The sequence below is a fragment of the Alcaligenes sp. WGS1538 genome (assembly GCF_043187505.1).
GTDB lineage: Bacteria > Pseudomonadota > Gammaproteobacteria > Burkholderiales > Burkholderiaceae_B > Alcaligenes.
Genome location: NZ_CP171109.1, coordinates 200,154 through 213,807, shown reverse-complemented (window position 1 = coordinate 213,807; position 13,654 = coordinate 200,154). Strand labels below are relative to the sequence as shown.

Below are 13,654 nucleotides of genomic sequence, written 5' to 3'. Positions count from 1 at the left end.
CGCGAACTGCCGGGCAAGGCCGGCTGCGGGCCGTTCCGGCTCGAACGCGAACTGCCTGGATGGTGCCGGCAGGCGCTAGAGCGCCGGCGCGATCAGGGCCGGCGCATCATCGCCGACGCCCTGGCTGCCGAGCGCCTGGTCGATGGCGCACAACACGGTCTGCGCCGAAGGCTCATGGCCGCGCTCGCCCAGGCTGGCCGTATAGGCCGAGCCTTCCAGAGGCGTGCGCACCGGCGTGGAGGCCTTGTAGATGCCTATGGTGGGCCGTCCAAGGCCGGCGGACAGGTGCGTCAGCCCGCTGTCCAGCCCCACCATGATGCGGGCGCCCGCCAGTTGCAGGGCGACGGGCGTCAGGCCCATGCGCGGCAGCACGCAGGCATGCTCGCGCCCGGCGATCAGGTCCTGGGCCCGTTCAGTCTCCGCTGGACTGCCGGCCAGCAGGCGCAGCTCCAGACCTTCTCCCTGAAGCCGGTCGAAGACCTGCAGCCAGTTGGCCGGCGCCCAGAGTTTGTCGTCCCGGCTGGCCGAAGGCATGATGATGGCGTAGGGGGATTGCCCGGCCGGAGCCTGCTCGGCCAGGGCCTGCAGGCCGAAATCCGGCGCGCCCTCGAACTGATAGCCGAAGGCGGCCGCCGCCAGGCTGCGCTGGCGAAACACGGCCGGCTGCCAGAAGCCGACGCGATGGCGCACGTCGTAGAACAAAGAGGCCAGCGGCTCGCGCGCCGACTTCCAGTCCAGGCCGTGGCGGCGCCCATGCGTCTGGCGCACCAGCCAGATGGATTTCATCAGGGCCTGCATGTCCAGCACCACGTCGTAGCGGCGCGCGTCCAGGTGCGCGCGCAATGCCGCGCGTTCCTGGCGCGTCTGGGCGGACCACCACTGCTTGCGCCAGCGCCGGTGCGCCACGGGGATGGCCTCGTGCACGGCGCGGTGCCAGCGGGGGATCTCGGCGAAGCTTTCTTCGACCAGCCAGTCGATCTGTGCGCCTGGCACATGGCGTGCGATGTCCGAGATCGCTGGCAGCATATGGACCAGGTCTCCCAGGGAGGACGTACGCACAATGAGTATCTTGCAAGTCATGGCGGAATTATAGTGGCGGCGCATGAAAATCAAGCAGAAGCAGACAAATTTTTGCACTCCTTCCCAAAAGGGAGGCAGGTCCCTTAAGGCATAATAGAGAGAACCTCTCCTGGACCGAAAACATGATTGATTTCAAACAGATCGAAGCCTTCGTATGGGTTGCCGAGCTTGGCGGCTTTCGGGCCGCCGCGGAGAAGCTGAACACCACCCAGCCTTCCATCTCGCAGCGCATCGCCGGTCTGGAGGCCGCCCTGGAGGTCCGCGTGTTCGACCGGGGCGCGCGCGGCATCAAGCTCACCGACAAGGGCCAGGAACTGCTCTCCCATGCCCAGCGCATGCTGGACCTGCGCACCGAAATGCTGCGCGCCGCCAAGGAGCAGAACGCCATCCGCGGCGTGCTGCGCCTGGGCGTGGCCGAGACCATCGTGCAGACCTGGCTGCACAATCTGATCGATCACCTGCACCAGGAGTACCCGGCCCTGGTCATCGAAATCCATGTGGACACCACCAATGTGCTGCGCCAGCAACTGGCCGCCTTCCAGATCGACATGGCCATGATCGTGGGCGTGGGCCAGGACCCCAAGGAACACTGCCTGCGCCTGTGCGAATATCAACTGGGCTGGGTGGCCAGCCCCGCCCTGAAGCTCCACGGCCGGAAAATCAGCGTCTCCGACCTAGGGGTTTACCCTGTGATCACCTATCCGTCAGGCAGCGTTCCCTACCAGTCCACACGCGAAGCCCTGCTGCGCGCGGGGGTGAAATCGCCGCGTCTTTTCGGCAGCGCCTCGCTCAGCACCATCGTGCAGATGACGCGCCGCGCCATGGGTCCCAGCGTGCTGGCTCCGGCCGTCATAAAAGACGAGCTTTCCGAGGGAAAACTGCGGCTTTTGAAGGTTGACCAGCCCTTGCCGGCGATCGAGTTCTTCGCCTGCTGGATGGACTCCCCGGACAGTCATATTGCGCGTGCGGTGGCCACCCACGCGCAGCGCATCGCGCAGATATACGCAGAGACTGATAAGTAAAATTTATAACCTAATATTTGAACTTACAATTGGACAGGGATTGCCCCATCGGTTGCAATTCGTTGCTGTGATCAACCCCCTGCGTGCGAGTGGTCATCATGAACCTGGAACCCCTGCCAATACTGGCGCCCGAGGCCGAACAATGCCGCGAGCGCATCCGCAAAGAACTCCATACTGGTCCCACCGCCGGACTGGCGGCGGGCCATGTCCAGGCCAACCTCATGATTCTTCCCAAGGACTGGGCCGACGAGTTCCTGCTGTTCTGCCAGCGCAACCCTAAACCATGCCCCCTGCTGGCCGTAACCGAGCCTGGTCAGTATCAGGTGCCGTCCCTGGGTCGTTCCATCGATATACGCACTGACTTCCCCCGCTATCGGGTCTGGCGCGACGGACAACTCAGCGCCGAACCCCTCAATGTCCGCGACCTCTGGCGCGACGACCTGGTCTCCTTCCTGATCGGCTGCTCGTTCTCGTTCGAAGAGGCGCTCCTGGCGGACGGAATCGACGTGCGCCACATCAGCGCAGGCGTGAACGTACCCATGTACCGCAGCACGATCCAGACGCACGCAACCCGTCGTCTGGCCGGTCCTCTGGTGGTCTCCATGCGCCCCATGCGCGCCGCCGACGCCATTCGCGCTGTACAGATTACCTCCCGTTTTCCTTCGGTGCACGGCGCCCCGATCCACATCGGCGACCCTGCCCTCATCGGCATATCCGACATCAACCAGCCTGACTACGGCGACGCCGTGCAGATCAGGCCGGACGAGCTGCCCGTGTTCTGGGCCTGCGGCGTCACCCCGCAAGCCGTCGCGGCTCAGGCCAGACCGGAGTTCTGCATCACTCACGCCCCCGGGCACATGTTGATCACGGACCTCCTGAACACACGCCTGGCAGCGCTTTGATACTAGTTTGACCGGCTGATCCCGGTTCCCCTCGTGGTTTTATATTGCTGTTCTTCCCGTGTCTTACCGGCACATTCCAAGCATTGCAGCTAGACAGCTATTCGGAGCACATTATGAAAAAAATCGTGTTGACCTCCCTGGCCCTGGGCACCCTGGCCCTGGGTTCGGCAGCCCTGGCCCAGACCAGCGCCCAGGACCTGCCCAAGACCCAACTGAAAGTCGTGGGCGGCCTGAGCAACCTGACGGCCTACCAGAACACGGAACAACCCTTCTGGACCAAGACCATTCCTGAGCTGTCCGGCGGCCAGGTCACGGCCGACATCAAGGGTTTCAACGACATGGGCCTGAAGGGTCCTGAAATCATGCGCCTGATCGGTCAGGGCGTGATCCCCTTCGGCACCGCCACCCTGGCCTACTTCGCCAGCGACAACTCGATCAACGAGGCCATCGACCTGGCCGGCCTGGCTCCCGACATCGCCGTGGCCAAGAAGCTGACCGAAGCCTTCACGCCCGCCTACGAACAGTTCTACGAAAAGAACAACGTGAAGGTGCTGGGTTTTTCGACCTATCCCGCGCAGGTTCTGTTCTGCAACGGCAACTTCAACGGCCTGGCCGACCTGAAGGGCAAGAAAGTGCGCACCAGCAGCCGCACGCAGGCTGAATTCGTCCAGGCCCTGGGCGGCAACAGCGTGACCATTCCGTTCGGCGAAGTGGTTCCCGCCCTGCAGAACGGCGTGGTCGACTGCGCCATCACCGGCTCCATGTCCGGCTACTCGGCCAAGTGGTACGAAGTCAGCACCAACCTGTACAAGATGCCCATCAACTGGAACCAGCAGATCCACGCCGCCAACCTGAGCGCCTGGAAGAAACTGGATCCGAAGGTGCAGGAATTCCTGGCCAGCAACATCAAGGTCATGACCAACCAGATCTGGGATGCCGCCGCCAGGGAAACCCAGGAAGGCTACGACTGCAATACCGGCGCGGCCGCCTGCTCGCAGCCTGTGAAGGGCAAGATGAAGCTGGTCGAACCTACCGAGGCCGATCGCGAACTGCTCAAGAAGGTCATGAGCGAAACCGTGGTGCCCAAGTGGGCCGAGCGCAGCTCCGCCGACACCGTGGCCGCGTTCAACGCCAGCCTGAGCCCCATCCTGGGCTTCGAAGCCAAGAAGTAAGCTTGTAGTACCGTGACTGCCGGCCGCCGCCATCCGCGCGGCGGCCGGCGGCCTGCACCCCAGGCCCCCTCCCTCCCAGACCCTGTACGGGGTAGACACCATGGAAAATACCGAGAAATTCGCAACGCTGAACCGTTTGCTGTCCGGTGCCACGACCCTGTCGCGCATCGCCATCTGGTTCGCAGGCAGCCTGACGCTGCTCAGCGCCCTCTACATCACCGCCGACGTGCTGATGCGCAAGTTCAGCGGCACGTCCCTGGGCGGCTCGGACGAACTGTCCGGCTACGCCTTCGCCATCAGCATCTCCTGGGCCTTGTCGTTCGCGACCCTGCAGCGCGCCAACATCCGCATCGACGCCATCTACCAGCACCTGCCCGTGCGCGTGGCCGCCCTGCTGGACTGGATCGCCCTGGTGGCCCTGTCCGTCTTCATCGTCTACCTGACGCTGTACGCCACTGATGTGGCCGGCCTGTCCTGGACCAACCAGTCCACCGCCAACACCGCCATGGGCACGCCCCTGTGGATTCCCCAGTTCCTGTGGGTGGCCGGCCTGATCTGGCTGTGCGTGGTGCTGGCCCTGATGCTGCTGCGTTCCAGCCTGGCGCTGATCACCGGCGACATGGCCGCCATCCAGGCCCTGTGCGGCATCCGCAGCACGCAGGAAGAAGCCTCCGAAGAAGCCGAAGCCGGCAAACGCATGGTGCAAGGAGACGCCAAATGATTGCAACCGCACTGACTCTGCTGCTCGTCCTGATCGGGCTGAGCATTCCCGTGGGCGCCGCCCTGGGCGCCCTGGGCCTGATCCTGGACCCGCTGTTCTCCATGCTGCCGCTGACCGGCGCGCTGGGCGAAATCTCCTGGGGCACCAGCAATGAATTCCTGCTGGTGGCCATCCCGCTGTTCATCATGCTGGGCGAGATCCTGCTACGCTCGGGCATGGCCGAACGCATGTACAACGCCATGAGCCTGTGGCTGTCCTGGCTGCCCGGCGGCCTGATGCACGCCAACATCGGCGCCAGCGCGCTGTTCGCCGCCACCTCCGGCTCCAGCGTGGCCACCGCCGCCACCGTGGGCACCGTCGCCTTGCCGCAGATCAAGAAGCAAGGCTACAACGAGCCCCTGTTCCTGGGCAGCCTGGCCGCCGGCGGCACCCTGGGCATCCTGATCCCGCCTTCGATCAACCTGGTGATCTACGGCGTGCTGACCAACTCCTCCGTGCCCAAGCTGTACCTGGCCGGCATCATCCCCGGCCTGGGGATGGCCCTGCTGTTCATGCTGGCCATCGCGGCCGCCTGCATCGTCAAGCCCAAGTGGGGCGGCGCCAAGGTCAAGGCCTCCTGGGGCCAGCGCTTCGCCAGCCTGGTCCATCTGGTGCCGCCGCTGGGCATCTTCCTGCTGGTGGTCGGCTCCATCTACGCCGGCATCGCCACCCCCACCGAAGCCGCCGCGCTGGGCGTGGTGGGCGCGCTGATCCTGGCCGCCTTCTCCGGCCGCATGAGCTGGAACATGATGAAGGAAGTGCTGGAAGGCACCATGAAAGCCACCGCCATGATCATGCTGATCGTGATCGGTTCGGCCTTCCTGAACTTCGTCATGTCCGCCACGGGCCTGACCAACGCGCTGACCGAGTCCATCACCGGCCTGGGCGTCTCGCCCATGGTGATGCTGCTGATCATCGTGGTGTTCTACCTGGTGCTGGGCTGCTTCATGGAGACCCTGTCCATGATGATCACCACCATCCCCATCGTGGCACCCATCATGATCGCCCTGGGCTTTGACCCGATCTGGCTGGGCATCGTGATCATCATCCTGGTCGAAGTGGCCCTGATCACCCCGCCCGTCGGCTTGAATCTGTTCGTGGTCCAGAGCCTGCGCAAGAGCGGCAGCATGAACGACGTCATGATGGGCAGCCTGCCTTTCGTGATCATGCTGCTGGCCATGGTCGGCCTGCTGGCCCTCTTCCCGGATCTGGCCCTGTGGCTGCCCCGCCTGTTCGGCTGATCCAATACTGTCCTTTGATTAAACGAGTATCGCTATGCGTCTGACCTTTGAACTGGCCCAGGCCACCCACACTGAAATCGTCGAAGCCGACCTGCAGCACTGCATCGTGGCCGGCTGGGCCGGCCGCGACATGGCCGCCATCGAGCACCACATCGAAGAGCTGGCCGAGCTGGGCGTGCCCCGCCCAAGCTCCGTGCCCCTGTACTACCGCATCGCCGCCAACCAGATGGTGCAGGACGACACCATCCAGGTGGTGGGATCCGGTTCGTCCGGCGAATCCGAAGTCTTCGTGTTCAACCACCAGGGCCGCCTGCTGGTGAGCCTGGCCTCGGACCACACCGACCGCGTGCTGGAAGCCCACAGCGTGGCCCTGTCCAAGCAGATCTGCGCCAAGCCCGTGGCCCGCGAGGCCTGGCTGTTCAGCGACGTGGCCGACTACTGGGACGAGCTGGTGCTGCGCGCCTACATCCAGGAAGACGGCAAGGAAGTGCTGTACCAGGACGGCACGCTGGCCAGCCTGAAGAACCCGCTGGAACTGATCGAGGGCTGCTTCCAGTCCGCGACCATGCCCGCCGGCTACGGCATGACCTGCGGCACGGTGGCCGCCATCGGCGGCATCCGTCCCTCGACCCGCTTCACCATGGAGCTGTTCGATCCGCGCCGCCAGCGCAGCATCCGCCACACCTACGTGACGGACGTCCTGCCCGAAGTGGCCTAAACTGCCACCCGGAACCTGCTCACGGCCTCTACGGGCACTCAAGGCCCCTTGAAGACAGCGTGGGCAGGCTCCAAACGTTCAGCCCATCTATTTTTGCGAGTGATCATGCTAGCGACCATTACCGAACTGCAACGCGCCCTGGACCGGGGTGAAACCACCTCGGTCGCCCTGACCCGGCAAGCCCTGGACCGCATCCAGGACGAGAACGGCGAGGGAGCGGCCACTTTCATCGAGGTCTTTGCCGAACAGGCCCTGCAGGCCGCGCACGCATCGGACATACTGCGCGCGGCCGGACTGCGCCGCTCGCTGATCGAAGGCCTGCCCATGTCGGTCAAGAATCTGTTCGACATTGCCGGCTACGTCACCCTGGGAGGTTCGGCCGTCCTGAAGGACGCCGAACCGGCTGAACACAACGCCGTCATCGTGGACCGCCTGCTCAAGGCCGGCGCCATCCTGATCGGCTCGACCAACATGACCGAATTCGCCTTCTCCGGGCTGGGCATCAACCCTCATCACGGCACGCCCCGTTCGCCCTGGGACCGCGCCAATGCGCGCATCCCCGGCGGCTCGTCGTCGGGCGCCGGCGTGGCCGTGGCCGAAGGCATGTCGGTATTTTCCATCGGCACCGACACCGGCGGCTCCATTCGCATCCCCTCGGCCTTCAACGGCCTGACCGGCTTCAAGCCCACCGCCGAGCGCGTGCCCAGCGAAGGCACCATGCCGCTGTCGCGCAGCCTGGACTCCAACGGCCCGCTGGCCGCCTCCGTCGAGTGCTGCGCCATCGTGGATTCCGTCCTGACGGACCAGCCCTACGTGCCCGTGGCGGCTCCCGCCCTGGACACGCTGCGCCTGGCCGTACCGACCTCCTTCGTCTTCGACGGCATCGACCAGACGGTACGCGCCGCTTTTGATCGCGCCATCGCCCTGCTGCGCGAACATGGCGCGCAGGTCGAGGAAATCGACATCCCCGAGTTCGACCAGTTGCCGCACATCAACCGCAAGGGCGGCTTCGTCTGCGCCGAGGCCTGGTCCGTGCACCGCGAGCTGATCGAAAGCAAGGGCGACCAGTACGATCCGCGCGTGGCCTCGCGCATCCTGCGCGGCAAGGGCATAGACTGCGCCGACTACATCGAGCTGCTCGATACCCGCCAGGCCTGGATCGCCGCCGTGGAAAGCCGCCTGGAGCGCTTTGACGCCGTGCTGATGCCCACCGTGCCCGTGGTGGCGCCCCGCATCCAGGATCTGGTCGAGTCCGAGGACCTGTATTTCGCCAGCAACGGCCTGATCCTGCGCAATCCCACCCTGATCAATTTCCTGGACGGCTGCGCCCTGTCGCTGCCCTGCCATGCCAGCGGCGAAGCGCCCGTGGGCCTGATGGTGGCCGCGCCCGCCTACCACGACGAGCACCTGCTCGGAGTGGGCGCGGCGATCGAAAGGGTATTGCCACTGCGCGGCAAGTGATCTTGTAAAATTGATATATCCAAGGACGGTCGCCCAACCGTCCTCGTGCTTTGCGCCAGGAGCCCCTCATGAGCACGCCCAAGACCGAAGCCGGCAACCGGACGGTTCTCCCGCCCAGCGCCTTCCCGCTGGCAGGCGTGCTGATCCTCGTGCTGTCGTCCTGGGCCTTGTCGGGCCTGGACGCCAGCGGCAAATGGATCATGGGATTCGGCGTGCCGCTGCTGGTCATGTGCTGGTTCCGCTACGTGGTGCACCTGGGCCTGGTGCTGGCCCTGGTGCTGCCGGTCAAGGGGCGCCGCGTGCTGCGCAGCACGCGGCCCAAGGCGCAGATCCTGCGCGGCACGGTCATGATGCTGGCCACGTTTTCCTTTTTCTCGGCGCTGCGCTACCTGCCCCAGGCCGAGGCCACCGCCATCAATTTCCTGGCGCCCCTGCTGGTGCTGTCCGTGGCGCCCTGGCTGCTCAAGGAGCCGCCGCGCCTCAGCCGCTGGGTGGCCGCCGGCGTGGGATTCCTGGGCGTGCTCATCATCATTCGTCCGACCGGCGGCCTGCACCCCATGGGCGTGCTGTTCGGATTGATCACCGCCTGCATGTTCGCCACCCAGTTCATCGTCACGCGCCGCGTGGCCGTGGACGATGCCATGACCACGCTGATCTGGAGCGGCGCGGTGGGCAGCCTCTGCCTGACCATCGCGCTGCCCTTCATCCTGCCCGCCGCCCTGCCCGTGCTTCGGGAACTCACCGCCTTTCAATGGCTGATCCTGGTTTCCACGGGCTTCTGGGGCTGTCTGGGGCACCTGTTGCAGATCCAGGCCTACCAGCGCGCCTCGGCCTCCCTGCTGGCGCCATTCGTGTACCTGCAGATCGTGGCGGCCGCCGCGCTGGGCTGGATGATATGGGGACAGTTCCCCGACCTCTTCACCTGGATAGGCATCGCCGTGGTCTGCGCCAGCGGCATCGTGATCGGGGCCCTGGAATGGCGGCGCCAGGCCCGGCCCGGCGCCTGACGCGCTAGCTGGCGCGGGCCTGCCAGCCCTGCACGAAGGCGCTGACGGGCTGGCGCTTGCCGCCCGCCTTCTGGACTTCCAGCAAGCGCAGCACGCCCTGCCCGCAGGCCAGGTCTATGCCCTGCGCGCTCGCTGCCAGCACCTGGCCGGGCGCGGCCTGATGCGCCTGGGGCAGAACCTGGGCGCGCCACACCTTGATCGGCTGCTCCAGGCCGGGCAAGGCCAGCGTCGAACCGGGCGCCGGGTCGAAGGCGCGGATGCGGCGCTCCAGCACATCCGCCGGCAAGGACAGATCCAGGGCGGATTCGGCCTTGGACAGCTTGGCCGCGTAGGTGACGCCCTGCTCCGGCTGGGGAGTGGCCTGCAGCCGGCCTTCACGCAGTTCCTGCAAGGCCTGCAACAGGGCCTGGGCGCCCAACTCGGCCAGCTCGTCATGCAGCACGGCGGCGCTATGGTCGGCGCGTATGGGCAATTCGCGGCGCACCAGCATGTCGCCGGTGTCCAGACCTTCGTCCATCTGCATGATGGTGATGCCCGTGGCCGCGTCGCCGGCCTCGATGGCCCGTTGAATGGGCGCGGCCCCGCGCCAGCGCGGCAGCAGGCTGGCGTGTATGTTGAAACAGCCATGGCGCGGCAATCGCAGCGTCCAGGCGGGCAGGATCAGGCCATAGGCGGCCACGACCATCAGGTCCGGCTGGACATCCAGCAAGGCCTGGCGCGCCTGGGCGGCATCTTCCGGATGCTTGCCGTCCAGCCGCAGGCTGAGCGGCTGCAGCACGGGGATGTCGGCCTGCACGGCAGCCTGCTTGACCGGGCTGGGCGTGAGCCTCAGGCCGCGGCCCGAGGGGCGGTCCGGCTGGGTCAGGACGAGGGGGACATCAAAACCCTGCGCCAACAGGGCGTCCAGGGCGATGCGGGCGAACTCCGGCGTTCCGGCAAAGACGATACGCATGCGGAATCAGCCGGCCGCCTTCAGGGCTTCGCGCTGCTGCTTGCGCAGGCGGCTGCGGATGCGCTCGCGCTTGAGCACGGACAGGTATTCCACGAACACCTTGCCGTCCAGATGGTCCAGTTCGTGCTGCACGCACACGGCCAGCAGGCCCTCGGCCTCCATTTCGTATTCCTCGCCCTTTTCGTTCAGGGCCTTGAAACGAATGCGGGCCGAGCGCTCGACTTTGTCGTACACGCCGGGCACAGACAGGCAGCCTTCTTCGTAGACCTGCAGTTCCTCGCTCTTCCAGGTGATGACCGGATTGATCAGCACCAGCAGCTCGTTGCCTTCCTCGGAGACGTCGATGACCACGATGCGCTCGTGCACGTCCACCTGGGTGGCCGCCAGCCCCACGCCGGGCGCGTCGTACATGGTTTCGGCCATGTCCTTGACCAGCGTGCGGACGCGCTCGTCCACTTCCTGCACGGGCTTGGCCACCGTGTGCAGGCGCGGGTCAGGGAATTTGAGAATGGGAAGCAAAGCCATGGTACAAGTCCGAATAAAACCTATAAGTCTATATAATAAAACACTATTCAGGGCGGCAGCCGTTTCAGCCGGCCGGAACAAGGCCGTGGCGCGCATCCTTGTCCAGCCGGACTCCGCTGTCCTGCTCCCGGTCGGCAAACAATTTATTTCATGCCACACTGCCGCATGCCCCATCATTTTACATCGGAAGAACTGCGCGCCTGGCTGCGCCTGTCCCTGGAACCCGGCCTGGCGCCTGCCCAGGCGCGCCAGTTGCTGGCCGCGCTGGGCCTGCCGCAACAGATCTATCAAAGCTCCGCCAGCGCGCTGGCCCGCCACATCCCGGCCGACCTGGCCGCCCAGCTCGCCCAGGACGCCCCCGACGAACTGCAGGACGCCGTCGGCCAGGCCATGGCCTGGCTGGAGCACCCGCGCCACCACATCCTGACACTGGCCGACCCCGCCTACCCGGGCGGCCTGCTGGACCTGCACGACCCGCCCCTGCTGCTGTACGCCAATGGCGAACCGTCCATCCTGCGCCGTCCCGGACTGGCCGTGGTGGGCGCGCGCAGCGCCACCCAGTCGGGCCAGGAAACCGCCCGGGATTTCGCCGGCGCCCTGGCCGCGCAGGGCTGGTGCATCGTCAGCGGCCTGGCGGCGGGCATAGACCAGGCGGCGCACCAGGGCGCCCTGCAAGCCGGCCCGCAGGGCGCGGGCACCGTGGCCGTCATGGGTACGGGCATGGATCTGGTGTATCCCTCCGCCCACCGCGACCTGGCGCACCGCATCGCCGAACACGGCCTGCTGCTCAGCGAATTGCCGCTGGGCACCCGCGCCCTGCCCCATCATTTCCCGCGCCGCAACCGGCTGGTCGCCGCCCTGGCCAAGGGCGTGCTGGTGGTCGAGGCCGCCCGCCAGAGCGGCTCGCTGATCACGGCCCGCCTGGCGGGGGAACTGGGCCGCGAGGTCTTCGCCATTCCCGGCTCCATCCATTCGCCCCTGTCGCGCGGCTGCCATGCACTGATACGGCAAGGCGCCAAGCTGGTGGAGAGCGCGCAGGACATCCTGGACGAACTGAGCGCAGCCGCACCCGACCAGCCCGACCTCCCTGTCCGCGCCGCACAAGTCGCCGCGCACGCATCTTCCGTACCCGAGGAGCTGCGCCCCATACTGGAACGCATCGATTTCGCGCCCCTGTCGCCCGAGCAGCTGCTGCGCCGCACCGGCCTGCTGGCCACCGAGCTGCCGGCCGTGCTGGCCGAACTGGAGCTGGCCGGCTGCATCGAAGCCCTGCCCGACGGCCGCTTCCAACGCTTGAAACCTTAATGACCGGCGCGCGAGCGGTTATCATGGCGTCATAGTCGGCGGCCGCAAGGCCGCGCCTCTTTCCAGGAACCACCATGTCATACCCATCGCGCGTCAAGATCGTCGAGGTCGGCCCACGGGACGGCCTGCAGAACGAAAAGGAATTCATTCCCACCGCCGTCAAGGTCGAGCTGGTCGACCGGCTGGCACAGGCGGGCTTTGCCAATGTGGAAGCCACCTCGTTCGTGTCGCCCAAATGGGTGCCGCAGATGGCCGACGGCGCGCAAGTCATGCAAGCCATAGCGCGCCGCCCCGGAACGATCTATTCCGTGCTCACCCCCAATATGCGCGGCTTCGAAGGCGCCCTGGCGGCCCGCGCCGACGAGGTCGTGATCTTCGCCGCCGCCAGTGAAGCCTTTTCCCAGCGCAACATCAACTGCAGCGTGGACGAATCCCTGGAGCGCTTCGCCCCGGTCGCGCAGGCGGCCAAGCAGGCGGGCCTGCGCCTGCGCGGCTCCATCAGCTGTTCGCTGGGCTGCCCCTACGAAGGCGAGGTCGCCCCGGCCAACGTGCTCAAGGTGGCGCGCCGCCTGATCGAACTGGGCTGTGATGAGATCGACGTAGCCGACACCATAGGCGTGGGCACGGCCCGGCAGGTCTACGAGCTGATGCGCCTGGTGACCGAGCAGGTCGACCCGGCCCGCGTGTCGGGCCACTTCCACGACACCTACGGCCAGGCCATCGCCAATATCGCGGCCTCCCTGCAGGCGGGCATCCACATTTTCCACAGCTCGGTCGCGGGCCTGGGCGGCTGCCCCTACGCCAAGGGCGCCACCGGCAACGTCGCCACCGAGGACGTGCTCTACCTGATGCAGGGGCTGGGAATCGAGACCGGCGTGGACCTGGACGCGGTGGTGGACATAGGCCAGTGGATCTCCGGCCACCTGGGCCGCAAACCGGCCAGCCATGCCGGCAATGCGCTGGCGGCGCGCAAGAGGGCCGTCTCGTGCTGATGAACCAGCCCGCCTCCCAGAAGGACATCGATGCCCTGCTCAAGGACATTTCCCCCCTGCCCATCCAGGGCCGTTCCTGGCCGCGCTGGGTCGCCGCCACCGCCTGGCTGGTGCTGGCCCTGATCGGCGTGCGCATGGCCCTGGTGGCCGGCTCGCCCCAGGGCGCCAACATCAGCCCGCTGCTGGCCGGCAGCCTGGTGCTGCTGTTCACCGGCCTGATCGTGATCGCCTGGTACATGTGGCACGGCATCACCACCATAGATCGCGACGGCATACGCCAGAGCTGGATCATGAAGCGGCAGGTGCAGTGGCAGGACATCCACTTCGCCAAGTTCGTGCCGCTGTTCAACTCCAAGCGCCTGATCTGCTTCACCCGGCGCGGACGCCCCATCATCTTCCAGGGCGCCACGCCCGAACTGCAGGTGGCCTTTGCCAAGATCTCGCTGGTGCTCAGGCGCAGGAACTGAGCTTTTCCCGCTTGGCCCCAAAGGCCCTGCCCGTATTGCAATGCCCACGC

The 13,654-nt window shown here is 66.2% G+C and carries 14 protein-coding genes; 11 read left to right on the top strand and 3 right to left on the bottom strand.

The annotated features are described in order from the left end of the window. Window positions 1–75: 75 nt before the first annotated feature. Window positions 76–1,080 (bottom strand): lipopolysaccharide heptosyltransferase I, encoded by a 1,005-nt coding sequence (waaC, locus tag ACF3ND_RS00975; protein WP_394063392.1) that lies wholly within the window; start codon window positions 1,078–1,080, stop codon window positions 76–78. A gap of 122 nt (window positions 1,081–1,202) precedes the next feature. Here waaC and ACF3ND_RS00970 point away from each other — a divergent pair, with 122 nt between their 5' ends. The 8 genes from ACF3ND_RS00970 (at window position 1,203) to ACF3ND_RS00935 (ending at window position 9,363) form a co-directional block, all read left to right on the top strand. Then, window positions 1,203–2,102: a LysR family transcriptional regulator gene (locus ACF3ND_RS00970; RefSeq protein ID WP_394063390.1), complete on the top strand. Its 900-nt coding sequence runs from the start codon at window positions 1,203–1,205 to the stop codon at window positions 2,100–2,102. A 98-nt stretch (window positions 2,103–2,200) separates the two neighbouring features. Continuing rightward, window positions 2,201–3,004, top strand: coding sequence for a putative hydro-lyase (locus ACF3ND_RS00965; RefSeq protein WP_394063388.1), 804 nt, complete (start codon window positions 2,201–2,203; stop codon window positions 3,002–3,004). A gap of 113 nt (window positions 3,005–3,117) precedes the next feature. Beyond that, window positions 3,118–4,176: a TRAP transporter substrate-binding protein DctP gene (gene dctP, locus ACF3ND_RS00960; protein ID WP_394063386.1), complete on the top strand. Its 1,059-nt coding sequence runs from the start codon at window positions 3,118–3,120 to the stop codon at window positions 4,174–4,176. A gap of 100 nt (window positions 4,177–4,276) precedes the next feature. Next, window positions 4,277–4,897, top strand: coding sequence for a TRAP transporter small permease subunit (locus tag ACF3ND_RS00955; RefSeq protein WP_394063384.1), 621 nt, complete (start codon window positions 4,277–4,279; stop codon window positions 4,895–4,897). Further along, complete coding sequence (locus ACF3ND_RS00950; RefSeq protein ID WP_394063382.1) at window positions 4,894–6,177, top strand: TRAP transporter large permease; 1,284 nt, start codon at window positions 4,894–4,896, stop codon at window positions 6,175–6,177. Before ACF3ND_RS00955 ends, ACF3ND_RS00950 begins: the two co-directional genes overlap by 4 nt. Before the next feature lie 34 nt (window positions 6,178–6,211). Continuing rightward, a complete protein-coding gene (locus tag ACF3ND_RS00945) occupies window positions 6,212–6,895 on the top strand; it encodes a DUF2848 domain-containing protein (protein ID WP_394063380.1) in 684 nt (227 codons plus the stop codon). A gap of 105 nt (window positions 6,896–7,000) precedes the next feature. Further along, entirely contained in the window at window positions 7,001–8,356 is a 1,356-nt protein-coding gene (locus ACF3ND_RS00940) for an amidase (protein WP_394063378.1), read from the top strand. A 68-nt stretch (window positions 8,357–8,424) separates the two neighbouring features. Next, window positions 8,425–9,363, top strand: coding sequence for a DMT family transporter (locus ACF3ND_RS00935; protein ID WP_394063376.1), 939 nt, complete (start codon window positions 8,425–8,427; stop codon window positions 9,361–9,363). Window positions 9,364–9,367: 4 nt separating this feature from the next. Here ACF3ND_RS00935 and fmt read toward each other — a convergent pair whose 3' ends face one another. Both fmt and def read right to left on the bottom strand, forming a co-directional pair. Then, window positions 9,368–10,315 (bottom strand): methionyl-tRNA formyltransferase, encoded by a 948-nt coding sequence (gene fmt / locus ACF3ND_RS00930; protein WP_394063374.1) that lies wholly within the window; start codon window positions 10,313–10,315, stop codon window positions 9,368–9,370. A 6-nt stretch (window positions 10,316–10,321) separates the two neighbouring features. After that, window positions 10,322–10,840, bottom strand: a complete 519-nt coding sequence (gene def / locus ACF3ND_RS00925; RefSeq protein WP_394063372.1) for a peptide deformylase — start codon at window positions 10,838–10,840, stop codon at window positions 10,322–10,324. Between the two features lie 165 nt (window positions 10,841–11,005). Here def and dprA point away from each other — a divergent pair, with 165 nt between their 5' ends. From dprA to ACF3ND_RS00910, 3 genes are all read left to right on the top strand, one after another. Next, window positions 11,006–12,145 (top strand): DNA-processing protein DprA, encoded by a 1,140-nt coding sequence (gene dprA / locus ACF3ND_RS00920; protein ID WP_394063369.1) that lies wholly within the window; start codon window positions 11,006–11,008, stop codon window positions 12,143–12,145. A gap of 74 nt (window positions 12,146–12,219) precedes the next feature. Further along, window positions 12,220–13,137 (top strand): hydroxymethylglutaryl-CoA lyase, encoded by a 918-nt coding sequence (locus tag ACF3ND_RS00915; RefSeq protein WP_394063367.1) that lies wholly within the window; start codon window positions 12,220–12,222, stop codon window positions 13,135–13,137. Beyond that, a complete protein-coding gene (locus ACF3ND_RS00910; RefSeq protein WP_394063365.1) occupies window positions 13,137–13,604 on the top strand; it encodes a hypothetical protein in 468 nt (155 codons plus the stop codon). Before ACF3ND_RS00915 ends, ACF3ND_RS00910 begins: the two co-directional genes overlap by 1 nt. Window positions 13,605–13,654: the final 50 nt, after the last annotated feature.

Coding starts and splice junctions, on each gene's coding strand:
- waaC (WP_394063392.1), bottom strand. CDS start 1,080: ATGACTTGCAAGATACTCATTGTGCGTACGTCCTCCCTGGGAGACCTG.
- ACF3ND_RS00970 (WP_394063390.1), top strand. CDS start 1,203: ATGATTGATTTCAAACAGATCGAAGCCTTCGTATGGGTTGCCGAGCTT.
- ACF3ND_RS00965 (WP_394063388.1), top strand. CDS start 2,201: ATGAACCTGGAACCCCTGCCAATACTGGCGCCCGAGGCCGAACAATGC.
- dctP (WP_394063386.1), top strand. CDS start 3,118: ATGAAAAAAATCGTGTTGACCTCCCTGGCCCTGGGCACCCTGGCCCTG.
- ACF3ND_RS00955 (WP_394063384.1), top strand. CDS start 4,277: ATGGAAAATACCGAGAAATTCGCAACGCTGAACCGTTTGCTGTCCGGT.
- ACF3ND_RS00950 (WP_394063382.1), top strand. CDS start 4,894: ATGATTGCAACCGCACTGACTCTGCTGCTCGTCCTGATCGGGCTGAGC.
- ACF3ND_RS00945 (WP_394063380.1), top strand. CDS start 6,212: ATGCGTCTGACCTTTGAACTGGCCCAGGCCACCCACACTGAAATCGTC.
- ACF3ND_RS00940 (WP_394063378.1), top strand. CDS start 7,001: ATGCTAGCGACCATTACCGAACTGCAACGCGCCCTGGACCGGGGTGAA.
- ACF3ND_RS00935 (WP_394063376.1), top strand. CDS start 8,425: ATGAGCACGCCCAAGACCGAAGCCGGCAACCGGACGGTTCTCCCGCCC.
- fmt (WP_394063374.1), bottom strand. CDS start 10,315: ATGCGTATCGTCTTTGCCGGAACGCCGGAGTTCGCCCGCATCGCCCTG.
- def (WP_394063372.1), bottom strand. CDS start 10,840: ATGGCTTTGCTTCCCATTCTCAAATTCCCTGACCCGCGCCTGCACACG.
- dprA (WP_394063369.1), top strand. CDS start 11,006: ATGCCCCATCATTTTACATCGGAAGAACTGCGCGCCTGGCTGCGCCTG.
- ACF3ND_RS00915 (WP_394063367.1), top strand. CDS start 12,220: ATGTCATACCCATCGCGCGTCAAGATCGTCGAGGTCGGCCCACGGGAC.
- ACF3ND_RS00910 (WP_394063365.1), top strand. CDS start 13,137: ATGAACCAGCCCGCCTCCCAGAAGGACATCGATGCCCTGCTCAAGGAC.